This is a genomic window from Streptomyces sp. NPDC037301, from assembly GCF_055602785.1.
Genome location: NZ_JBVJWD010000026.1, coordinates 66388 through 89999 on the forward strand (window position 1 = coordinate 66388; position 23612 = coordinate 89999).

The following is a 23612-nucleotide window of genomic DNA, read 5'->3' on the forward strand; positions in this document are numbered from 1 at the left end:
CGGTACCCTTCGGATATGAGTGCTGTTCCTCGATTCGAGAAGCCCGGCAAGGCTGTGAAGCCGTCCGGCCGCTTCCGGCGGATGCTCGACCGGCTGTCCAGCTCCCAGGAGGACCTGGAGTCCGAGGAGCTGCAGGAGGACTCGCAGGCTTCGGGGTGCACGCGGATCTCCGAATGCACCGACCGCCAGATCGTCAAGGTGACTGGTACGTTGCGGACCGTCACCCTGCGGCCGCGCGCCGGAGTGCCCGCCCTGGAGGCGGAGCTCTTCGACGGCACCGCGCCGCTGGACGTGGTCTGGCTGGGCCGGCGCTCCATCGCAGGCATAGAACCGGGCCGCAAGCTCATCGCCTCGGGCCGGATCGCCATGAGTCATGGACGCCGGGTGCTGTTCAACCCCAAATACGAACTCCGACCGCTCGGCAAGGAGTAGCCGGTGACGTCTCTCGACAAGCCGACGTCCGACAAGGACCGCACCACCCGCACCGACCAGCAGGAGGCCGACGCGAAAGCGGTCACCGAGGCCGCGCTCTTCGAGGCGTTCGGCGGTGTCCGGGGGATGGTGGAGACAGTCCTTCCCGGGCTGCTCTTCGTCACGATCTTCACGATCAACAAGGATCTGCACCTCTCGGCCATCGGGGCCCTGGTGGTGTCCCTGGTCCTCGTAGCCGTACGGCTGATCCGCAGGGACACCGTCAAGCACGCCTTCAGCGGTGTCTTCGGCGTGGCCTTCGGTGTGGTCTTCGCGAAGATGACCGGCAATGCCAAGGACTTCTATCTGCCGGGCATGCTCTACACGCTCGGCCTGGCACTCGCCTACCTGATCACCACCCTCGCCGGGGTGCCGCTGATCGGTCTGATGCTGGGCCCGGTGTTCAAGGAGAACCTCTCCTGGCGCACCAGGAACCCCGGCCGCAAGAAGGCGTACGCCAAGGCCAGCTACGCCTGGGGGCTGATCCTGCTCGCCAAGTGCGCGATCCTCTTCCCGCTGTACTGGTGGGCCGACACCACCCAGTTCGGCTGGGTCCTGGTCGCCCTGAAGATCCCACCGTTCCTGCTCGCGGTCTATCTGACCTGGGTCTTCCTCGCCAAGGCGCCGCCGCCCATCGATGTCTTCGCCGAGATGGAGGCGCAGGAGCAGGCCGAGAAGGCCCGCAAGGCGGAGGCGGCCGCCGCCGCGGCGCGCCACCAGGAGTTCTGAACCGCCAACGACAGACGGAAGGGGCCCGGCACCGTGTGAGAACGGTACCGGGCCCCTTCCGTCCGCCTGCTCTGCGTGGGTCAGTCCTCCGAGTCGCCCCGGCGCACCGACAGCAGGTCCTCCAACTGTTCCTCGCGTGCCTGTGCGGCCACGAACAGCAGCTCGTCACCGGCCTCCAGCGTCTCCTCGGTGCTCGGCGTCAGAACGCGCTGCCCGCGGATGATGGTGACCAGCGAGGTGTCCTCGGGCCAGGCCACATCGCCGACCTGGGTGCCGGCCAGCGCCGACTCCGGGGGCAGCGTCAGCTCGACCAGGTTGGCGTCGCCATGGCTGAAGCGCAGCAGCCGGACCAGATCGCCGACGCTCACCGCCTCCTCGACCAGGGCCGACATCAGACGCGGCGTGGAGACCGCCACATCGACGCCCCAGGCCTCGTTGAACAGCCACTCGTTCTTCGGGTTGTTGACCCGGGCGACGACCCTCGGTACGCCGTACTCGGTCTTGGCGAGCAGCGAGACGACCAGATTCACCTTGTCGTCGCCGGTCGCGGCGATCACGACGTTGCAGCGTTGAAGTGCCGCCTCGTCGAGTGAGGTGATCTCGCAGGCGTCCGCCAGCAGCCACTCGGCCATCGGCACCCGCTCCACCGAAATGGCCGTCGGCGCCTTGTCGACGAGCAGCACCTCGTGCCCGTTCTCCAGCAGCTCGCCCGCGATGGAACGGCCCACCGCACCGGCCCCGGCAATCGCGACACGCATCAGTGACCGCCCTCCTCAGGACCCTCGGCGAAGGCCGCCTCGACCTTTGCGATCTCGTTCGTACGCATCATCACGTGGACCAGGTCACCCTCCTGCAGCACCGTCTGCGAGGTGGGCAGAATGGCTTCGCCCAACCGGGTGAGGAACGCCACGCGGACGCCCGTCTCCTCCTGCAGCGTGCTGATCTTGTGGCCGATCCAGGACGGTGTGGTGTGCACCTCCGCGAGCTGCACACCGCCGCTCGGATCCCGCCACAGCGGCTCGGCGCCCGAGGGCAGCAGCCGCCGCAGCATCTGGTCCGCGGTCCAGCGCACGGTGGCGACCGTGGGGATACCGAGGCGCTGGTAGACCTCGGCGCGCCGGGGGTCGTAGATCCGCGCCGCGACATTCTCGATGCCGAACATCTCGCGGGCCACCCGGGCGGCGATGATGTTCGAGTTGTCGCCGCTGCTCACCGCGGCGAACGCACCGGCCTCCTCGATTCCCGCCTCACGGAGGGTGTCCTGGTCGAAGCCGACACCGGTGACGCGCCGCCCACCGAATCCGGACCCGAGGCGCCGGAACGCCGTGGGGTCCTGGTCGATGACGGCGACCGTGTGCCCCTGCTGCTCCAGGGTCTGCGCGAGAGCGGCTCCTACTCGCCCGCAGCCCATGATGACGATGTGCACCTTGCGCCTACCTCGCAGTCCTGGTCGTCCGGCTGACCTGCGAAAACACCCTGCTCACACTTCTTCCTCAGCTTGCCGGGCAAACAACGGGGCAACGGTCTGTCCCGTTGCCCAGGATGAGCTTATGCGGCCGGGAGTGCGAAGCCTCATCCGAGTGCGCCTTCGCCGCGCCCCGTGATGGGGACGGGGAGGGCCGCCGGATGCAGCCACTGCGGGACGGGCTCTTGAGTACGACGACCACAGACATCTAACATGTCAGCTCATGGAGACCCTGCGCCCCGTCCGACGGACCCTGCTGCGGGACACCGCGTACGAGGCGATCCGTGACGCCATCGTCCGCGGCGACATCCCGCCCGGTGCCCCCGTCCGCGACGCCGACCTCGCCGAACGCCTCGGACTGTCCCGGGCCCCGGTCCGCGACGCGCTGTCCCGGCTCTCCGGCGAGGGACTCGTCGAATCCAAGCCGCAGAGCTACACCCGGGTGACCCGGCTGGTGCCGCGCGACGTCCGGGACGCGGCGGCGGTCGTACGGGCCATGCAGGAACTCGCCGCCAGGACGGCCGTACCCCTCCTCACGGATGCGGACATCACCGCGATGCGCGGGGCGAACGACCGCTTCCGGGGCGCGACCCGCCGCGGCGACGTGGCGGACGCACTGCGCGCCGACGACCGGCTCCACGACGTCCTCGTCACCGCCTGCGGCAACCGCGCCGTGGCCGCCACCGTCGGGCGCTACACGCCCTTGATCCGGCGCCTGGAGTGGCGGCAGTTCGGCACACCCGGCGCGGCACACGGCTCGGCGGAGCTGCACGACCGGCTGATCGAGGCGTGCGCGGGGCGCGATGCCGAAGCCGCGGCCCGGGTCACCGCGGAGATCTGGCGGGCGCTCGAAGAACTCGCCGACGAACCGTCCGACTAGGCCGACGGCCCGAGCACCGTCCGGACGAGCCGCCAGGCCGCGGACGAGCCGACCACCATCACCACCAACCCCCGCCCGCCATCACCGAACCAACCCCGGCCAAGGGAGCCCCCGTGACGCCCGCATCGCCCGCAGCCCCGCACTCCCCCTCCCTCTCCTCCTACGACCGCTACCCCCTCCTCTTCGGCCCCTCTCCCGTGCACCGCCTCGACCGGCTCACCGACCACCTCGGCGGTGCCGCGATCTGGGCCAAGCGGGAGGACTGCAACTCCGGCATCGCCTATGGCGGCAACAAGACCCGCAAGCTCGAATACCTCGTCGCCGACGCCCTGGCGAAGGGATGCGACACGCTCGTGTCCATCGGCGGCGTCCAGTCCAACCACACCCGCCAGGTCGCGGCGGTCGCCGCCCGTACCGGCCTCAACTGCGTACTCATCCAGGAGAGCTGGGTCGAGTGGCCCGACGCCGTCTACGACAAGGTCGGCAACATCCTGATCAGCCGCCTGGCCGGTGCCGATGTCCGCCTGGTGCGCGCCGGGTTCGGCATCGGCGTCAAGGAGAGCTGGGAGCAGGCGCTGCGCGAGGTCGAAGAGGGCGGCGGTCGGCCGTACGCCATCCCCGCCGGCGCGTCCGACCATCCTCTCGGCGGGCTCGGCTTCGCCAACTGGGCGTACGAGGTCGCCGAGCAGGAGCGCGCACTCGGCGTGTTCTTCGACACCGTGGTCGTCTGCTCGGTGACCGGCTCCACCCAGGCCGGCATGGTCGCGGGCTTCGCCGCGCTCGAAGAGGAGGGCGGCCGTCCGCGGCGCGTGCTGGGCATCGACGCCTCCGCCGAACCCGCTCGCACCCGCGAGCAGATCGCCCGGATCGCGGCCGGCACCGCACGGCTCATCGGGGTGCGGAGCGAGCTCACCGTGGACGACATCGAGCTGGACGAGCGCTACCACGCGGGCACGTACGGCATCCCCGACGACACCACCCTCGACGCGATGCGGCTGGCCGCCCGTACCGAGGGCATGGTCACCGACCCCGTGTACGAGGGGAAGTCGATGGCCGGAACGGTCGACCTCGTGGCGCGCGGCGAGATCGCCCGCGACTCCACCGTCCTGTATGCCCATCTTGGAGGGCAGCCCGCACTCAACGGCTACAGCGCCCTGTTCGCGGACGCCTGAGTGCAAGGATTTCGTTAAGGATTTCGTGGCTTTTTCGGCCGGGCGCAGGAGATTGCGAGGCCACGGGGGTGGTGGGTCTGCGGCTTCCATACGGAACGCATACGATCCTCTGCGTGTCCAAACTGACCGACCTGCCCAAACGGATTCTGATCGGACGGGCGCTGCGCAGCGACAAGCTGGGAGAAACCCTCCTCCCCAAGCGCATCGCTCTTCCCGTCTTCGCATCCGACCCGCTGTCCTCGGTGGCGTACGCACCCGGAGAAGTTCTCCTGGTGCTCTCCGTCGCGGGCGTGTCGGCCTACCACTTCAGCCCCTGGATCGCGCTCGCGGTCGTGGTCCTGATGTTCACGGTCGTCGCCTCGTACCGGCAGAACGTGCACGCCTACCCGAGCGGTGGTGGTGACTACGAGGTCGCCACCACCAACCTCGGGCCCAAGGCCGGGCTGACCGTGGCCAGCGCGCTGCTGGTCGACTACGTGCTGACCGTCGCCGTGTCGATCTCCTCCGGGGTGGAGAACCTCGGGTCCGCGATCCCGTTCGTCGTCGAGCACAAGACGGCGTGCGCGATCGCGGCCATCGTGCTGCTGACGCTGATGAATCTGCGTGGCGTCAAGGAGTCCGGCAAGCTCTTCGCCATCCCCACGTACCTCTTCGTGGCCGGCGTCTTCATCATGATCACCTGGGGCGCGTTCCGGGGGCTGGTCCTCGGCGACACCATGCACGCCCCGACCTCGGGCTACGAGATCAAGGCCGAGCACGAGGGGCTGGGCGGCTTCGCGCTGGTATTCCTGCTGCTGCGGGCGTTCTCCTCCGGCTGTGCCGCCCTCACCGGCGTCGAGGCGATCAGCAACGGTGTACCCGCCTTCCGCAAGCCGAAGAGCAAGAACGCCGCGACCACGCTGGCGATGATGGGCCTGCTGGCCGTCACCATGTTCTGCGGCATCATCGGCCTGGCCATGGCCACCGATGTGAAGATGGCGGAGAACCCGGCCAAGGACCTGATCAACAACGGTGTCCCGGTCGGCTCCAGCTTTGTCCAGGACCCGGTGATCTCACAGGTAGCGGCTGCGGTCTTCGGTGACGGTACGTTCTTCTTCGTCATCCTCGCGGCGGCCACCGCACTCGTTCTCTTCCTGGCCGCCAACACGGCGTACAACGGCTTCCCGCTGCTCGGCTCGATTCTCGCCCAGGACCGCTACCTGCCCCGTCAGCTCCACACCCGTGGTGACCGGCTCGCCTTCTCCAACGGCATCGTGCTGCTGGCGGGCGCGGCGATTCTGCTGACGTGGATCTACGGAGCGGATTCGACCCGGCTCATCCAGCTCTACATCGTCGGCGTCTTCGTCTCCTTCACCCTCAGCCAGACCGGCATGGTCAGGCACTGGAACCGCCACCTGGCGACGGAGAAGGACCCGGCCAAGCGCCGCCGCATGATCCGCTCCCGTGCGATCAACACCTTCGGCGCCTTCTTCACCGGCCTGGTGCTCGTCGTGGTGCTCGCGACCAAGTTCACCCACGGCGCCTGGGTCGCGCTGCTCGGCATGGTGATCTTCTACGGGACGATGACCGCGATCCGCAGGCACTACGACCGGGTCGCCGAGGAGATCGCCGCGGAGGAGACCCCGGTCGACGAGACGATGCGGCCCTCCAGGGTCCACTCGATCGTCCTGGTCTCCAAGCTCCACCGGCCCACGCTGCGCGCCCTCGCCTACGCCAAGCTGATTCGCTCCGACCGTCTGGAGGCGCTTTCCATCAGCGTCGACCCGGCCGAGACCAAAGCGCTCAGGGAGGACTGGGAGCGGCGCGGCATCGACATCCCGCTGAAGATCCTCGACTCCCCGTACCGCGAAGTCACCCGCCCGGTCATCGACTATGTGAAGGGCCTGCGCCGCGACAGCCCGCGCGACGTCGTGAGCGTGTACATCCCGGAGTACGTGGTCGGCCACTGGTACGAGCACCTCCTCCACAACCAGAGCGCCCTGCGCCTCAAGGGGCGGCTGCTGTTCACCCCGGGCGTGATGGTGACCTCCGTGCCGTACCAGCTGGAGTCCTCCGAGGCGGCGAAGAAGCGCGCCAGGAAGCGTGCCGAGTGGAACGCACCGGGCTCGGTGCGCCGTGGACCCGTGGAGCGCAGGCCCAAGGAACCCGCCAACAAGGGCTGACCGCGCCCGCCCGCTCGTGGTAAACGGCCGGACGACACCCACGTAGACTCGTGGGTTGTTGTCCGGCCGTTTTTCCCTTGATCTCTGGAGCCACCCCCTCATGCAGAACGAACCCACGTCGTCGCTGGTCGGGGAGGAGTACGAGGTCGAGGTCGGGCCTGTCGCACACGGCGGCCACTGCATCGCCCGTACCCCGGAGGGCCAGGTCCTCTTCGTACGGCATACGCTTCCCGGCGAGAAGGTCATCGCCAAGGTCACCGAGGGCGAGAGCGACTCCCGCTTCCTGCGCGCCGACGCGGTACGGATCATCGAGGCGTCCAAGGACCGCGTCGAGGCGCCCTGCCCGTACGCCGGTCCCGGCAAGTGCGGCGGCTGCGACTGGCAGCACGCCAAGCCCGGCGCCCAGCGCAGGCTCAAGGGCGAAGTGATTGCCGAACAGCTTCAGCGCCTCGCGGGCCTCACTCCCGAGGAGGCGGGCTGGGACGGCACCGTCATGCCGGTCGAGGGCGACAAGCTTCCGGCGGGCGAGGTACCGGCCTGGCGCACCCGGGTCCAGTACGCCATCGACGAGGACGGCCGTGTCGGCCTGCGCAAGCACCGCTCGCACGACGTGGAGCCGATCGAGCGCTGCCTGATCGCGGCCCCCGGCGTCACCGAGCTCGGCATCGAGAAGCGGGAATGGCCCGGCATGGCCTCGGTGGAAGCCATCGCGGCCACCGGCTCCCACGACCGCCAGGTGATCCTCACCCCGAGGCCGGGCGGCCGGCTGCCCCTCGTCGAGCTCGACAAGCCCGTCTCGGTGATGCGCGTCGACGAGCGCGACGGCGGCGTCCACCGCGTGCACGGCCGCGCCTTCGTCCGCGAGCGCGCCGACGACCGCACCTACCGGGTCGGCTCGGGCGGCTTCTGGCAGGTCCACCCGCAAGCCGCCAACACCCTCGTCCGCGCCGTCATGCAGGGCCTGCTGCCCCGCAAGGGCGACACCGCCCTCGATCTCTACTGCGGCGTCGGCCTCTTCGCGGGCGCCATCGGCCAGCGCATCGGCGAGAAGGGTGCCGTCCTCGGTATCGAGTCCGGCAAGCGCGCCGTCGAGGACGCCCGGCACAACCTGAAGGACCTGGAGCGAGTCCGCATCGAGCACGGCAAGGTCGACCAGGTCCTGCCGCGCACCGGCATCACCGAGACCGACCTGATCGTCCTCGACCCCCCGCGCGCAGGCGCCGGCAAGCAGACGGTCAAGCACCTGACCGGCCTCGGCGCCCGCCGCATCGCCTACGTCGCCTGCGACCCGGCGGCCCTCGCCCGCGACCTGGCGTACTTCCGCGACGGCGGCTACCGGGTGCGGACGCTGCGCGCGTTCGATCTGTTTCCGATGACGCATCATGTGGAGTGCGTGGCGATCCTCGAACCGGCCACGAAGGGTTCCTGACCTGCGGTTTCGCGGCGGACGGTGGGCTGCTTGACCTGTTCCCGAGCAGGCAACGGGTCGAGTGGACAGCCTCGTTGCGGAGATGTCCTGACCTGCATGTTCAGGGCGAACTAGCGACCGTTCCGGTCACGGCGTCAGGGGGACGCCGCGGATTCTCGACGCTCACGTGACGCTCGGTGCTCACGTGACGCTCGGTGTTCCTGTCACGAAGGCGATGGCGTGGTCATCTGAGTCGACGGGCTGTGCTTCTGGCTGCCCGCACGGTGGGTAGGACGGCACCACAATTGCCTCCTGAGTGGTCCCGGGTTCGATGCTCGTGGTCGGCTGCCGGTTTTCTGGCGGGCGGCCTCGATGCTGCGGGCCGGGAGCTTCGGGCTGTACGGCTCGGGTGTGGAGGTGGGTGGAAGAGCATCCCTCGGTCCGCGGCTGTAGGCAACGGCGCAGTCCCCCGCCGTTTGTCCGGATACCCATGGCGGAGATCTGTGGCGCGGCACTGCGTGCAGGCAATGAGAGGTAGGAGGCGGTCGGGTCCGCGTTGAAGGCGCCTGCGAGGAGTCCATCAGTTCGGCGGGTGAGTAAGAGGCGGTCCAGCCGACCGCCTTGGCAGCTGATGAGCGCTGCTTTTACCGCCGGGCGCGGCTACGGATCGCCCATGACGATGCGAGCACTCCGACTTCGGGTTGAAGACGCCCCGACCGATTGAGACTGGGGTCTTCGGGGGTCGGTTCGCGGGTCGGCCAGGAGCACGGGGACACCAACGGCAGCCGGTACGAGTACGTCTACGACGAGCACGACCGCTGCGTATACCAGACAGGCACCAACGGACACCTCGAAGCCCACTTCACCTGGGACGACACCGACCCCGAAACCGGCCTGCGCATGACGTCCATGACGGACGGCCTCGGCCACACCAAGCGATACGTGATCAACGACCGCTCTCAAGTGGTAGCTGAAATCGACGCTCTGGGGGCCGTCACCAGCTTCGAGTATGACCGCTTCCACCGGCTGCTGTCCGTCACGGACCCACTGGGGCATGTCACCCGCTCCACATACGACGAGCACGGCCGCCTCACCTCGGTGGTCCGCCCGGACGGGCGGGAACTGACCGCCGACTACAACGCCCTCGGCCTACCGGTGCGCGTCAGGGGCGCGGACGGGACGGTCACCCGACAGACCTACGACGAGCGAGGCAACCGTACGTCGGTCACTGATGCCTCCGGCGTGACAACGACCTATTCGTACGACGAGGCCGGGAACGTCATATCTGTGACGGACGCCCTCGGGCATCGCTCCGAGGCACGGTACGACAGGGCCGGTCTGCCCATCGAGACTACCGACCCGCTGGGCGCGAGGACTCGCTACGAACGGGACGCCTTCGGCCGACCGGTTGCTGTCACCGATGCCCTCGGTGCAACCACTCAATACCAATGGACAGTCGAAGGTCGTCTGGCTCGGCGTACCGAGCCGGACGGCAGCGAGGAATCCTGGACGCATGACGGCGAAGGCAATTGCCTGTCCCATACCAATGCCATGGGTACGGTCAGCCGTTTCGAGTACACCGAATTCGACCTCCTTGCAGCACGCACGGGCCCGGACGGAGCTCGCTACGAGTTCACCCACGACACCAATCTGCGGCTGACTGAGGTAAGCAACCCGCACGGCTTGAAATGGAGTTACACCTACGATCCCAGCGGTCGTCTCATAGCGGAGACCGACTTCGACGGCCGCAAACTCGCATATGGTCACGACGAGGCCGGACGCCTGACCACTCGCACCAATGGGCTCGGCCAGAGCATCCGTTACGAGCGCAACGAAATCGGACAACTGCTGCGCAAGCATGCGGACGGCGCGGTCACCACCTTCGAATACGACATCTTCGACCAACTAGCCTGCGCTGTCGGCCCTGACGCGACCCTCACCCGTCTGCACGACCGGCACGGGAGGCTCAGGTCCGAGACCGTAAACGGACGCACACTGACTTACGGCTACGACACGTTGGGGCGACGGATCTCCCGAACAACCCCATCCGGCGTGACAAGCACCTTGGACTACGATGCCGCCGGGCGATGCAGCAGCCTCAGCAGTTCCGGCCGAACCGTTGCGTTCACACGGAACGCCGCCGGACAGGAGAGCGCCCGGCACATCGGGCAGTCGATCAGCCTCACCCACGAATTCGACACGGCGGGCCGTCTCACCAGCGAGCAGGTATGGGCCCGGGGGCAGAGCCTCAAGCACCGCGCCTACACCTACCGCGCAGACGGCAACCTCATCGGAATCCACGACAGCGTTTCCGGAGCCCGCCACTTCGAGCTGGACGCCGTCGGCCGGGTGACCGCGGTCGACGGCACGCACTGGACCGAGACCTACGCTTATGACCAGGCGGGCAACCAGACACAGGCAGCGTGGCCTGCAGGTCACCCCGGTCACGAGGCCACGGGCGAACGCACCTACACAGGCACACGGCTCACCCGCGCCGGCCGCGTCCGCTACGAGCATGACGCCCAGGGCCGCATCGTCCTCCGTCAGAAGACCCGCCTCTCCCGCGCACCGGAAACCTGGCGCTACACCTGGGACTCCGAGGACCGGCTCACTTCGGTCACCACTCCCGACGGGGCACACTGGCGTTATCTCTACGACCCTCTCGGCCGCCGCATAGCCAAGCAACGCCTGCAAGCCCAAAGCGACGCAGTGATAGAGGAAGTCTCATTCACCTGGGACGGAACCACTCTGTGCGAACAGATAACCACCGCCGAAGCTCTGGCCAACTCGGTTGCCCTCACTTGGGACCACGACGGGCTCCGCCCCCTCACCCAGACGGAACGTATCCTCTCGGCCAGCACCCCTCAAGACACCGTCGATGAGCGATTCTTCGCCGTAGTCACCGATCTCATCGGCACCCCGACCGATCTCATCGACGAGTCGGGCAGTCTTGCCTGGTATACCCGCAGCACCTTGTGGGGCACCACCGCCTGGTCCGCTACCAGCATCGCTTACACACCGCTTCGCTTCCCCGGCCAGTACTTCGATCCGGAAACCGGCCTCCACTACAACTTTCACCGCCACTACGACCCGGAAACCGCCCGATACCTCTCTGTCGACCCTCTGGGTATCGCGCCGTCACCCAACTCGGATGCCTACGTCGCAAATCCTCACACAGGGGCAGATCCTTTTGGGCTTTCCCCCTGCCCCGAAGTCAACCCGAGAAAGTTGGATTACCTTTTCAATAAGGATGTGAAGCCGGATCCTCACAACACGCCGAGGGCGATACAAAATGCCAATCAGCTCAAGAGTATAGGGTTCCATGACACTCCGGCTTCTCGTCAATTCGTGACCGAACACTTGAAGGAGGCAACCGGCAATGGATTCTCAGAACATTTCACCAACGAATGGGGGAATTTCGGGAAAACGAAATCCGTACTATACGGCCCACATGGAATGCTCGGCGTGGATAGCACCTGGCAGATCATGCCCGACGGCGGATACAGGCTATCGACGGTAATATTCCGCAGTTGAGAGATCCGCCGGCTGCTTGCAGTTCGAGCAGGTAATCGCACGCGAAATCCAGGAGAAAATTCCTTGCCAGCTGAATTCGTCACACCTGACCCACAGGAAATCGTCAACGCGCTGGGAGTCGAGCCAGAGATCACTGGTGAGACTCAGAGGACCGTAAATCTCGTCGATGTCACAGGCGAAGACTTGACATTGTCGTACGACGCGGTCGGACAGTCGGTAACTGTACGCTGGTGCACACCATCCGGCAAGGTCATGTTGAATCTGTTCAGAGAAGGAGCGATTCTACTCCGCGTCCAGGAGGGAGACGGCGAGACCCAACTTGTCGTGGAATTCGAAACTAGAGACACCGCAGGAGAGCTCAGATTGCAGGTATTTCCAGAAGTGTCTATCACTGAAACATCGCTCTTCTCGTGAGCCGCTCGTGAAATCCGGCACGACAAGCCCTCTCTGTCCAGGAAACCGGGCGGATGAAATCAACGCACTCATCGAAAAATTAGAGGGGTGGCCGTGAGTGCCGCTGAATTGATCGCCTCATGACTCAGTCGTGATCCCCGAGAAGCAGTTCGGCTTCTGTGTGGTGATCGTGATGCACGCCAGGGCGGGGATTCCGGATGAGGCTGGGACGGGTGAGCATGCGGGCCGGGGCAGGGCCCCGTGGGTTTCGCTCCGGTCGGCACCTGCCGAGGGCTCCCTGGCCGGGGTGGTTGTCGGTTTTGACGACGACGGAAACACTTCTCCTGGGGGGCACGATGGCGGTGTCCTTGTACGGGCCGGGTGCGCCGAGTGGATAAGTGTGGCCGTGCAGGTGCATGGGATGCCACATGCCGGTGGCGCTGACGAAGCCGAGACGTACGCGCCGCGCCCTTGCTCTCGGTGAGGCCGACGAGTGGGAACAGGCCGTTGTCGAGGGCTCCCGGGACGGCGCAACCGCTCACCCATAGCCGGGACGGCAGCTCTATGAGCGGTACAGGGGATGGTCGCTCGTCGGCTTGGAGGGGCTCGTACCTGTGCTGTTGAAGCGCTGCCACAAAGCGCATGCACGGCCGGCGGAGTCCACGACGGTCCGGGGCCTAATTCCACAGTCCTTTTGCGAGATAAGGAAGACCCTGAAGACAAACACTGGCGCCCGCCATGGTCGGTGGTGGGGCGAACACTGGGCGATGTCCGGACTGGTTGTTCACCCGGGCGGGGGTCGCTGCTTCGCTTGCGTCGTGAACCCAGATCGACGAATGGAGAAGGCGTGGACGTCGGCGGAGTGGCCGCCCCCATGGTCGCGGTCGCAGGAGTCGTCGGGACGCTGCTGTCCGCGTTGCTGACCCAGCGAGCGGCCGACCGCAGCCGACGGCGCGAGCAGGAACGCGTCGAGGAGGTACTGGAGCGGAGGCGGCACGCCCAGGAGCTGCGCTCGTGCTACGTCGCGCTGAACACCTCCGCCCGGCAGTATCTGGCTGTCCTCACCGACCAGTTGCACGCACTGGGCCGCGACGAGGACTTGCGGGCCGTACGACAACGGTTGACCGAGGCACGCGACCAGTACCGGGAGGTGTACGCCGAGGCCCAGTTGCAGGTGCCGGAGCGCGTGCTCGAGCTTGCGGGACAGCTCAGCCATGATCTGGGCGCGGTATACGGCATGGTCCGTCGCCTCGACGACGGCGTACCCCGAGCCGACGACTCACCGTCCGTCGTGCGGGAGGGCATCGAGGCCCTGTGGGTTCGGCTGCGTCGGATGCGGGGCGAGATGAGGGCCGAACTGGGCGCGTCCCGGGCGTATTTCGGGTGTTGAACAGGTCAGGCGCGGGATCTTGTCGCTTCCAGGCTGGTGGATTGGCATAGTGGCGGAAGGTCCCAGGGACGGACTCGGATTCGGAAGGCAGGGCGCCGGTGGGCGACGAGGTCAGCGGCGGCGTACAGGGGTTGCGCGCATGGGCAGCGGACGCGGCGGAACGGGTCAAGCGGCTGCTCCCCGCCCTGGGGGGCGGTATGGCGCCGACGCGGACGTACGACGCGTCCGTTGCCGAACTCGACCAACTGGTCCGACTGTTGGATCACGACCCCGCTCTGCACAGCGCGGTGAGCATGTGGCTGGGAGCCGTGCTGGCCCTGCGGCGGCTTGCCGATGCCGGTGGTGCGCCGGCCGACCGGGAGCGCGCGGAATCCCTACTGCGGGAGGTGCGGGATCCAGCTACGGCACTCGGTGCGTCTGCGAGCGAGGAGGACCGGCGGTGGGCGGCGCTCTTCCTGCTGCCGCTCGTCTCGCCGTTACAGCCGCAGAGCGGCTTCGGGATGGCGCCCGACCTCTCGGCCCTCGTCGACTGGGCCGCACGGTCGGGGCCCACCGGGATGATGAGCGCCACTGCGGAGATCCGGGCGCTTACCGCGGAGGTGGTGGAGTTGCCGCTGCCGCCGGAGTTCCTCGACCAGATGCGCCGGATGCAGGAGATGTTCTCGGCTCCCCCGGGGGCGGGATTCTCCGACTTGCTCGCGGGCATGATGCCGGCCGGGAATCCCTTCGCCGATCAGCTGCGCCAGATCACGGACCGGCTGTTCGGCCAGGCGGCCGCGACTCCCATGGGCGGACAGACGACCACCTCGGCCTCCGACAGCACTTCGGGCGTCCCCAGCACCTTCGGTTCCGACAGAGCCTCGGCCCCCCACAACGCCCCGCGCTCCGAGCAGCCTGCTCCTTCCGGCCCGTCCCCGGTCACCAACTCGCCGTCCCCGTCGGCCGACAAGTCTGCCGCCGATTCCACCCCACCCCCGGACCCGAAAACCATCCTCACCCCCGACGCCCTCCGCCGCTTCGCCGCCGCGCTGGACGCCGTGAACGCCACCAGCGATGGTCTCGACGACGCGCTGAACAGCGAGGACCCCCATGGGGCGCTCAACGAGCTGCTCCGGCGGCTGCGGGCCGTACAGGACCAGCCGCCCCCCGGCTTCGACCCGACCTCGTACGTGGAGGGGCTGCGGGCGCTTCTGCTCAACGTCAGTGCCGCTGCCGGCGGCACACACCAGGACCGGTCGGCCGGCCGTAACCATATGGCGTCGGTCCTCGATCTCTTCGGGAAGGTCGCCGATTCGTTGCCACCCGGCGTGGGGGATCCGGCCGTCATGGGCCGCGCGTTCGAGCTTTACAGCCAGGTCCTGGACACCGGGGAGAAGGGGCACTCCGAGGCCGACGTAGAGACGCTGCGCGACCTGGTGACCGAGGCCGAGGCGCTGGAGAGTGCCGTCCCGGACGGCCATTTCCGGGGCGTGGTCCTGCTGACGCTGGGCGCGGCATACGGCAGGCTCGGTGCCGTCACCCGGGACCGGGAGCTGCTCCTGCGCAGCCTGTCGTGCATGGAGGACGGGAAGTCGGCGGCCAGGGAGAGCGGACTGTCGTTCGGCGACGACACACCTATGCCGTACCTCCCAGACGTCGACCTGCTGCGCGCCGGCCTGTCCGGTGACGGAGCGGCGCCGGTGCCGGAGCATGTCTCCCCGCCTCCGAGGGCCTCGACGGAGGAGCTGTACATCTCCGCGCTCTCCCTGGGCATGCGCTATGGCCTGACCCACGACCGAGCGGTCCTCGACCGGCTGATCGAGGAGCTGGAACGGGTCCGGGACGGCGTCCGGGAGGGCAGGGCGCCGCGGATCGCCGCCGACGCGTTGTGGCAGCTGGCCGAGGCGTACCGCGAGCGCGGGGTCCACAACGACGACGTGAAGGACATCGCGGCTCTGGAGGCGGCCAAGGAGGCGCTGATCGCGGTCGCCGCGGACGTCCTCCTCCAGACCGGTGCGGAACACGGGCTGCTGGCGGCCCGCGCCGGAGCCAGCCGGGGCGTCCAGGCCGCGCTGTGGGCGGCCACACAGGGACGGCTGCACGAGGCGGTGGCCGCGCTGGAACTGGGCCGGGCTCTGGTACTACACGCAGCATCCATCTCGTCGGCCGTGCCCGAGCTTCTCGACCAGCGTGGGCACCACGAGCTCGCCGAGGCTTGGCGAGCGGCAACGGCGGACTACCGGGCCCACGACGACGGCGTAGTACCCGGCGAACTGCCCAGCACCCTGCGCCGTCGGGCACTGGAGGCGCTCGGCTACCGGCAGGAGGACGGCCTCTTCAGGACTCCCACGCTGAGCGAACTCGCGGATGGGCTCACGGAGTGCGGGTCGGACGCGCTGCTCTACCTGGTCCCCGGCGACGCAGCCAGCCCCGGGATCGTGATTGCGGTGGGCCCGCAGCTCGGGGCCGGGATGGGTGTGCGCGAGCTGCTGTCCCATGCCGAGAGCGGCCCGCTCGAACGCTACCTCGACGCCGCGGCCGCACAGGACGCCGCCGCAAGCGGGAACCTACGCACCGGAGGCGAGGTGGACCCCGCCGTGCGACAGGCCTGGGAGGACGCGCTCGCCGAACTCTGCGACTGGGCCTTCGAGGTGATCGGCCCGGTCCTCGGCGGCCTGGACGAACGGCTGGCGGCCGAGGGCCGGCCGCTCCGTATCGTCCTCGTGCCGTGCGGGCGCCTGGGCATCGTCCCCTGGCATGCCGGCCGGTTCCCCGGTGAGCCGCCCCGCGAGTACCTCTGCCAGGCCGCGGTCATCAGCTACGCCGCCTCCGGCAGCCAGTTCCTGCGCACCGTTCGACGCGCCCCCCGCCCTCCGGCGGCCGAGCCGGTGCTGCTCGCCGACCCGACCCAGGACTTGATGTACGCCGAACTCGAGGTCCTGGCGCTGCGGAACTCCTTCTACCCGCGTGCCCGGATGTGCGGGGCGATCTCAGAGCTCAGCAAGGACGAGTTGGCCCCGTGCACGCCCGAGGCCGTCCTCCAATACCTTGCGGACGGCGCCTCGCTGCTCCATGTGGCCTCGCACGGCAAGGCGGGAACGAGCCCCACGGCCTCGGCCCTTGATCTGACCGTCCCCGAGGGCACGGCCCCGCACCCTGACCGGGACCCGCGGTCGGCCGCTCCGGACCCCGGCCCCGGGCTGCTCACGGTCACCCGGCTCCTGGACCGCCCGGACACCCACGCGGATACCGACGGCCCGTTGGTCGTGCTGAGCGCCTGCCAGACCGACCTCTCGACGCGCGACCACGACGAGGCGCTCACCCTCACCACGGGCTTCGTCACGGCCGGTGCGCGGGACGTCGTCGGCTCACGCTGGGCCGCCTCGGACGGCGCGTCGGCGCTACTCATGGCGGTGTTCCACCACTACCTGAACGTCGACCGGCTCAGTCCCGTCGACGCGCTCAGGGCCGCGCAGCTGTGGATGCTCGACCCGGACCGGCGGAACCCGGGCTCGCTCCACGACGATTTGCTCTGGGAAATGGGCCGCCCGGGCCTCGACCGGATCGCGTACTGGGCCGCCTTCATCCACCAGGGTCACCCAGGTCCGGGAGGGCGGGAAGACGTGTGTGACACGAACGAATCTGCAGGGAACACCATCCGAGAAGGGGGGAAGGCGTGAACGACGACGGTACGGGTGAGAGCAGCGGACGGTCGGTGGACCGGCTCCTTACGCTTCTCCGCGAACACAGGGACACCATCCGCGAGGAGCTCGGCGAGGAGCGGTATGCCGTGCTGCTCAGCCGCCTGGAGGCACTCGCCGCCGTGGCCGAGGGCGACGAGAGGGGGCTGCGCGGGGCGCTCCAGGGTGTCCGGCGGGCCCTGCTGCCGCTGCCGTTCGACCACCCGGTGCGCGCCGCCCTGGACTCCTCGCGGCTGGTCGCCGCGCCGCCCGGGCAGGCCAGCGTGGCCGAGGCGCGCGAGCTGCTGGCCTGGCTGTCGGCACCGACACTGGCGCCCGATCCGGCGGACCCCGGCGAAACCAGGCCGGATCACCTGCTGCACGACGCGTCGACGCTCTCGGCTGCGGAGGTTCGGGACCGCTGCGGTGGACCACCGCCGCCGGAGCTGATCAGGGTGCCGAACAGCGGAGACGGCGACCGCTATCCGCAGTTCCAGTTCAGGGCGGCCGGCGGTGTTCCGCACGAGGTCGTCCTGGAGGTCAACCGGTTGCTGCTCGCGGACATCGACCCGTGGGGCGCCGGAACGTGGTGGCTCACCGACAACAGCTGGCTTGGCGGCGTGCCCGCGTCGCTGCTCGGCAGACTGCCCGACCATCGGCTGGTCGGGGCGGCCACCGAACTGGTGGAGGGAGAATGATGAAGGACAGCCTCTTCCCCCTGAAGCAGAGCCCCTTCCCCCTGATCAACAAGAAGTTGTACCCCAACTTCACCACGATCCTGGCGGGCACGGAGCTATGGCGGGTGCACAGGTCCCGCTACGCGGCGGACCAGTTCAACGACAGGCTCTCGGACATCCACTTCGACGGCGGACGTTTCGAAGGCACCCTGCTCGATCCGTACCACTACCTGTACCTGGCGGACACACCGGTCACGGCCCTCGCCGAGACCATGCTGCGATCTCTGTCTCACGACAGTCCGCACGGCAAGCGGGAGGTCGGCTACGCCGTGGCGCACGGCCGCTCGCTGAGCGGACTGCGTGCCCGGTACGACCTCACCCTGGTCTCCCTGCGCTACGGCGCTGACCTGGCCGCCGTCTGTACGGAGCCTACGATCCTGGACGAGGGGAACTACGCCGTGGCACGGCGCTGGTCGAGCGAGATCCGGGCACAGGCTCCGGACGCTCAGGGCCTGATGTGGGACTCCAGGCGCAACCGGCGCGCGGACGTCGTGGTGCTCTATAGCGACCGCGTCGAGCACTGCGACGGCGGTCCGCTGGAGCTGATGCCGGGCAGGGGTATCCGGGACCTCGGATCCCCGGAAGGCCGGGAGGAGGCCAACGAGTTACTCAAGCCCCTCTGGGCGGAGATCTCGAAGCCCGTGGGGTGGTGAGGCAGGCGGCCGGGCGGTGGTGATCGCCTCCGGCTTGTGCGCAGGTGAGGCGTGATGCCATCGTTGGCGCATGGCATTACTCCTCCCTGAGCCCACGTCACTTGTGCCTGAACTCAAGGAGGTCAGGCGGGCCGGGCTGGTCCGGTTGCGCGGGCGTGCGCTGCCCGCGCTGGAGTCGGTGGCCGACGCGGTGGCCGTGGCGGTGACCCGGACGCCTGGCACGTCCATCGAGACGCTGCTGCGGCTCGCCGTCTCCCGTCTGGAAGCCGGAACCCTGCGCGCCGCCGCCGAGTACACCCTGGGGCTGGCGCAGGGCACCCGGGACTGGCCGGCGTCCGATCGCCGCGCGCGGGCGGCCGAGGTGTACGGGGTGAGCGTCGAGCGATTCCGCAAGGACCATGAGGTGATGGTCCTGGAGCAGGTCGCCGAGCAGATCCTGCGGCTCGCCGCAGAGCCGGGCACGGAACCCGGAACGGCCGTGCTGGACGGGGAGGGAGGCGGCACGCACCGGATCTTGCGGGTCAGGGTCGGGGAACGGCCGGTGGCGCTCACCTTGCACGTGCACCCGGTGGACCTGCTGCGCGACGTGGACGTCGTCGTCTCCCCGTCCAACGTGTACTTCGCGCTGCCCGAGCCGTACAAGTCGTCGGTCGCGGCGTCGCTGCGCCGGGCCGCCGCCCGGCGCGGGGTGACCGGTGACGTGCTGGAGGACCCGATCCATGACGAACTGCGCGCCTGGGCAGCCGGACACGATGTCGCAGGGCGTGCCGTGCTGCCCGGCACCGTGGCCGCCACCAGCGCCGGGGCCCTGGCGGAGCGGGGCGTCCGCCGGATCTACCACGCGGCGGTCGCCGTGCCACGGGCCGGGACCAACGACTACGACGTGCTGCCGTCCAATGTCACCCGGGCCGTGTCCCGGGCGCTCGCACTCCTCGCGGAGGAACACGACCGTTTCGACCCGCCGTTGCGCTCCGTGTGCTTCCCGCTGCTCGGCTCGGGGCGCGGCGGGCTCGCGCACGATGTCAGTCTGGCCGCCGTATGGGCAGCCGTGGATGCCGAATTGGCGCGCGGGGCGCGCTGGGACGTGCACTTCATGGTGCGCTCCCTTGAGGCGGCAGCGCTCGTGGAGCGCATCCCGGCCGGGATCCGCCCTGCGCACGACCGGTGGGCAGCCGGCTGATCCGGTTGAATCGTAGGACACCCCGCTCTGTATGACCTGGTGTCAGGAAGGGCGCGAGCTCGCGAGGTGCAGTAAACCGCTCGAATTCCGGTGCGGAACGAACCGTTACATGGTGCTTGGTGTGCGGAGGGGACGGGGGAATCGCAGATGCCCGATCACCATTTTCTCGAAGTCCGGGGCGACCAACGGGGAGAGACGTTGTGAGCTCGTCAGATGTGACCAGACGTGATCAGGGGAGCGACGAGGCAGGTCCCAGTACTGCTGCAACACGGCGCGACGGGAGTCCCTGGATCCCGGAGGCCCCGGAGCCGCAGGGGCTGTTGCGGCTTCCCTCGGCCCTGGCGGATCGGTTCTCAGTGGTCGGCGAGCTGCCCCACCAGGGTCGCGAGGCTGATGTGCTGCGCGTCCGCGACGAGAGCGGCCACGATCTGGTCGCCAAGGTGTACCGGAGCGGCGTCCGAGTCGCCTCGGGGGTGTGGGCCAGGCTCCGCACCCTGGATTCCCTTCACGTCGTCCGCATGGTGGAAGCCGGACACTCCGACGGACGCGACTTCGAGCTGTTGGAGTACGTGACGGGCGGCTCGCTGGAGAATCCGGCGGGCCCCGAGCGCGTCGACGTGCCCATAGCCGAAGCGGTCCGTCAAGTCGCCGAGGCGCTGACACACCTGCACAGTGCCGGCATCGTCCACGGCGACCTCAAACCCTCCAACATTCTGCTGCGCAGCAGCGATCCGCTGGATCTGGCGCTGGCCGACTTCGGGGTGAGCAAGCCCCTGGACGCGACATCGCGGTTCACTCAGCGGGTCTTCGGCACGGTTTCCTACTGCTCCCCGGAGTACCTCTTGGGCGCGCAGGTCTCCGCCCCACAGGATTGGTGGGCCCTCGGGGTGATCGTCCGGCAGTTGGCCACCGGTCGGTTGCCGTTCGAGGGCCTGTCCGAACACGCCGTCAGACACCATCTCGCGACGCGTCCGATCGACGTGACGGGCGTCGCCGACGAGCGGCTGCGCCTGCTGTGCCAGGGGCTGCTGGTCCGCGACCCGGAGCGACGGTGGGGCCCGTCGGAGGTACGCAGCTGGTTGGACGGCGCAAGCCCGCAGGTGGCAGAGAGCGACCGGACAGCTGCCACGGTTGCCGGGGGCCGACGGCCGCTTGCTTTCAAGGGCGTGCAGTACACCGAGAAGACTTCGCTGGCGCAAGCGCTGGCGACACATTGGGGCACAGCGGCGCGGCGGTTCTTCGCGTCCATGGGCACCCGAGAGAATCCGAGCGAGGGCTGGCGCCGACTTCGGGAGTGGCTGGCCCAGTTCGACGACGCAGAGGACGACATCGAGACTCTCGTCGAACTCATCGACATTCATCTGACAGGCAGCGACACGCCGGATGTGAAGCTGCTGCGGACGCTGCGCTGGCTCGATCCGACGATGCCGCCGGTCTACCGCGGCAAGCGGCTGCTCCCCCAGGATCTCCTTGCGCTGGCCCGACAGGCCTCATCCGCAGACGACGCTACGTCCAGTGCCGCACATCGCCTCGTCAGTGAAATCAATTCCCGAAACGTACTGCCACTCCTGACAGGCTCCGGAGAGGCCGTCCAGCAGACGGCCGACATCGAACGGCGCTGGCGAGAGTTCATTACCGAGTGGAACGCATTGAGCTCATCGCCATTGCTGTCCGTGCCGGCCAGAGAAGCTGTCCGTGAACCCGATGCGAAGCCGGAACTACTGGCCCTCGCGGTGGATCCGGACCGGGCACGGAGCCTGCGAGAGCAGATCGAGTCCTCCGCCGCACCCGCGCGCGGCCGGATCGGTTGGTTCGATGCCCTCCTGGACACAGGGGACGCGCCGGTCCGCCTCTTGGCGGCTGCTCGGGCTCTGCCGACAGCTGTTGTCGAAGCTGACAGGCTGGACGAGGTGCGCCGCGCCCAAGAAGCGCTTGCGACCGCCCATCAGCGCGAATGGCAGGAGTTCGAGGCAGGCCGGCTGGCGAGGCGCATCTCTGTGATCCTGAATGCCATCGGTGGCGTGGTCCTTCTGTTCGCCCTGCCCGTCGGCCTGCCTGCACTCGTGGCCGCGTACTTCGGCAACGGCGAAGTCGTCGCCTGGGCCACGGTGACATGTGCAGTGCCTCTCGGATGCGAGATCGCCCTCGCGACGAAGCTAGGTAACGTCTACCATCCGCAGTGGTCACTCCGAGCGCGGCTTGCCAACGCCGGCCGCCGTCTCGCAGGCCGAAGCCGCGAGGTCTCATCGGGTATTGGACCGCTTTCCAAAGTAGCGATCGGCTGCGGAGGCTGCTGCTTGGTCTACCAGCTTGCTGCCCTTACAGGACTCGTCATTTTGACAACCCAGCTGTGGAAGGCTGTGCCGATCGGTGTCGCCATCAGCTTCGCGGCATGGACGTATGCCCGCTACAAGAATTGGAGCACTGTGCACGAGGCATATCGGCTTCAGGTGTTGGGGAATCGATGAGCGGGCCGAAGTGCACGACCTACCGACGTGACCCAGCGCTGACGACGGCCATGCTGGAGGCGGCCGCCCAGCAGGCTGCCCTTCGCGAGGCGGCTCGCCGGGAGGAGGCGACACGTATGGCACTCCTGCAGGCCGCCGCCGAACGAGACCGGGTCGTGCAGGAGGTCAAGTCATGCAACGCGCGCATCGACGCTTTCGCCGCGTCCTGCGAAGTGGTCAGGATCCGGTACGGTCCCGCCATCACCACGAAGGCACCCGCGATTCTTTCTATCGGCGAACAATCCACGCGCGAGCTGGAGGCATGGTGCACCCGGGTCGACAAGCGGCTCGCGGCCGCGGAGCTTGAACTCAGAGGGCAGTGCGCCCGTGCGATCGCGACACAACTCTTTGCCGACGACTCCGTCTCCGGCACGGAGCGCCGGCTGGTCGACGCCGCTGAGTTGTTCGCGGACCGAGGTTCCGTAGAAGCATCAGCAGGCGCTGTCGAACAGGTAGCCGCAGGCGTTGCTGTCCGCGAGGAGACGGAGCAGGCCCTCGCCCGGGTCCTCGCACGTCTGCTGCCGGACTGTACCGAGGCGGACCGGGCGAGTACCCGCGACGCCGCAGCACGGACGGCCGGCGCGGCCACCTCCGGCGAGGCAAGCACCTGGCTGGTCGAACTGAGGCTACGTGTGCAGCAGGCCAACACACGTGCCGGGGCCCGACGACGTGAGGTTGACGAGGCGGTACGCCTGCTCCACGTCCTGGAGAGCGGCCGAGGGGCAGTCGTGGAAGCGATCCGGGACCAGCTCGGGGAGGTTGTGGCCGGTCGCGCCATCCTTGACGAGCCCTTGCGTCGGGAGGCCGCGGCCTGCCGGTCCGCGGTCGCGCAGCAGGCCGAGCAGCAATACGTGATCGCCACCGTGACTGACGCTCTCGCGGACATGGGCTACCAGGTCAGCGAGGGGTTCGAGACACTCACCGTCTCCGCGGGAGCTCTGCGCCTGACACGTGGAGAGTGGTCCGAGCACGCTGTAAACCTCGTCGTCGACCAGGAATGCGGTGAGCTACGCACTGGGGTCGTCCGTACTGCGGTCGGAAATGACGATGACGCCTCCCGGGTGGACGTGGAGAGGGAAGAACAGTGGTGCGAGTCCTTCCACCAGCTGCGTGACCGGCTGGCACAGGCGGGGCTGGACACAGAAGTCCAGCTGGCAACAGCCCCGGGTGAGATTCCTGTCCCCCTGGTCGCTTCTCCTCCCGCACCGGCCGCCAGAACCCGCGCCGGGCACCAAGAACGCACCCGGTGAACACCCCCTGGAAGGCGCCGAC

16 protein-coding genes and 2 pseudogenes are annotated in these 23612 nt (G+C 68.4%); 15 read left to right on the forward strand and 3 right to left on the reverse strand.

What is annotated here, in order from left to right:
* Positions 1-15: 15 nt before the first annotated feature.
* Both ACZ7IB_RS32130 and ACZ7IB_RS32135 read left to right on the forward strand, forming a co-directional pair.
* Positions 16-432: an OB-fold nucleic acid binding domain-containing protein gene (locus ACZ7IB_RS32130; protein ID WP_093898969.1), complete on the forward strand. Its 417-nt coding sequence runs from the start codon at positions 16-18 to the stop codon at positions 430-432.
* 3 nt (positions 433-435) lie between these two features.
* On the forward strand, positions 436-1200 hold the full coding sequence (locus ACZ7IB_RS32135) for a DUF3159 domain-containing protein (RefSeq protein ID WP_470917392.1): 765 nt from the start codon (positions 436-438) through the stop codon (positions 1198-1200).
* A gap of 80 nt (positions 1201-1280) precedes the next feature.
* Here the strand turns inward: ACZ7IB_RS32135 and ACZ7IB_RS32140 are convergent, their stop codons facing one another.
* Entirely contained in the window at positions 1281-1958 is a 678-nt protein-coding gene (locus ACZ7IB_RS32140) for a potassium channel family protein (RefSeq protein WP_093898971.1), read from the reverse strand.
* A complete protein-coding gene (locus ACZ7IB_RS32145; RefSeq protein ID WP_470917394.1) occupies positions 1958-2626 on the reverse strand; it encodes a potassium channel family protein in 669 nt (222 codons plus the stop codon). Before ACZ7IB_RS32145 ends, ACZ7IB_RS32140 begins: the two co-directional genes overlap by 1 nt.
* 262 nt (positions 2627-2888) lie before the next feature.
* On the opposite strand from ACZ7IB_RS32145, the gene ACZ7IB_RS32150 reads away from it, so the two are divergent.
* The 6 genes and pseudogenes from ACZ7IB_RS32150 (at position 2889) to ACZ7IB_RS32175 (ending at position 12235) form a co-directional block, all read left to right on the forward strand.
* Positions 2889-3545, forward strand: coding sequence for a GntR family transcriptional regulator (locus tag ACZ7IB_RS32150; RefSeq protein ID WP_470917396.1), 657 nt, complete (start codon positions 2889-2891; stop codon positions 3543-3545).
* Positions 3546-3658: 113 nt separating this feature from the next.
* Positions 3659-4717, forward strand: a complete 1059-nt coding sequence (locus tag ACZ7IB_RS32155; protein ID WP_470917397.1) for a 1-aminocyclopropane-1-carboxylate deaminase — start codon at positions 3659-3661, stop codon at positions 4715-4717.
* Positions 4718-4830: 113 nt separating this feature from the next.
* Positions 4831-6879, forward strand: coding sequence for an APC family permease (locus tag ACZ7IB_RS32160; protein ID WP_470917398.1), 2049 nt, complete (start codon positions 4831-4833; stop codon positions 6877-6879).
* Positions 6880-6979: 100 nt separating this feature from the next.
* Entirely contained in the window at positions 6980-8308 is a 1329-nt protein-coding gene (locus tag ACZ7IB_RS32165) for a class I SAM-dependent RNA methyltransferase (protein WP_470917399.1), read from the forward strand.
* A gap of 750 nt (positions 8309-9058) precedes the next feature.
* Positions 9059-11821 (forward strand): annotated as a pseudogene (locus ACZ7IB_RS32170) (RHS repeat-associated core domain-containing protein); the annotation flags it as partial.
* 63 nt (positions 11822-11884) lie between these two features.
* Positions 11885-12235, forward strand: coding sequence for a hypothetical protein (locus tag ACZ7IB_RS32175; protein WP_470917400.1), 351 nt, complete (start codon positions 11885-11887; stop codon positions 12233-12235).
* A 124-nt stretch (positions 12236-12359) separates the two neighbouring features.
* On the opposite strand, the pseudogene ACZ7IB_RS32180 reads toward ACZ7IB_RS32175, so the two are convergent.
* Positions 12360-12671: pseudogene (locus tag ACZ7IB_RS32180) on the reverse strand (cupredoxin domain-containing protein); the annotation flags it as partial.
* 390 nt (positions 12672-13061) lie between these two features.
* Here ACZ7IB_RS32180 and ACZ7IB_RS32185 point away from each other — a divergent pair.
* The 7 genes from ACZ7IB_RS32185 to ACZ7IB_RS32215 all read left to right on the forward strand — a co-directional run bounded on the left by ACZ7IB_RS32185 (position 13062) and on the right by ACZ7IB_RS32215 (position 23590).
* Positions 13062-13604: a hypothetical protein gene (locus ACZ7IB_RS32185; RefSeq protein WP_470917402.1), complete on the forward strand. Its 543-nt coding sequence runs from the start codon at positions 13062-13064 to the stop codon at positions 13602-13604.
* Between the two features lie 98 nt (positions 13605-13702).
* Positions 13703-17263, forward strand: a complete 3561-nt coding sequence (locus tag ACZ7IB_RS32190; RefSeq protein ID WP_470917404.1) for a CHAT domain-containing protein — start codon at positions 13703-13705, stop codon at positions 17261-17263.
* On the forward strand, positions 17260-17961 hold the full coding sequence (locus tag ACZ7IB_RS32195; RefSeq protein ID WP_470917406.1) for a hypothetical protein: 702 nt from the start codon (positions 17260-17262) through the stop codon (positions 17959-17961). The genes ACZ7IB_RS32190 and ACZ7IB_RS32195 overlap by 4 nt, the downstream gene beginning before the upstream one ends.
* Positions 17958-18653 carry an RES family NAD+ phosphorylase gene (locus ACZ7IB_RS32200; protein ID WP_470917407.1) on the forward strand — a complete coding sequence of 232 codons (696 nt, stop codon included), beginning with the start codon at positions 17958-17960 and terminating at the stop codon, positions 18651-18653. Before ACZ7IB_RS32195 ends, ACZ7IB_RS32200 begins: the two co-directional genes overlap by 4 nt.
* A gap of 70 nt (positions 18654-18723) precedes the next feature.
* Positions 18724-19833: a macro domain-containing protein gene (locus ACZ7IB_RS32205; RefSeq protein ID WP_470917408.1), complete on the forward strand. Its 1110-nt coding sequence runs from the start codon at positions 18724-18726 to the stop codon at positions 19831-19833.
* Between the two features lie 356 nt (positions 19834-20189).
* A complete protein-coding gene (locus tag ACZ7IB_RS32210; protein ID WP_470917410.1) occupies positions 20190-22301 on the forward strand; it encodes a serine/threonine-protein kinase in 2112 nt (703 codons plus the stop codon).
* Entirely contained in the window at positions 22298-23590 is a 1293-nt protein-coding gene (locus tag ACZ7IB_RS32215; RefSeq protein WP_470917412.1) for a hypothetical protein, read from the forward strand. Before ACZ7IB_RS32210 ends, ACZ7IB_RS32215 begins: the two co-directional genes overlap by 4 nt.
* The last annotated feature ends 22 nt before the right edge of the window (positions 23591-23612 follow it).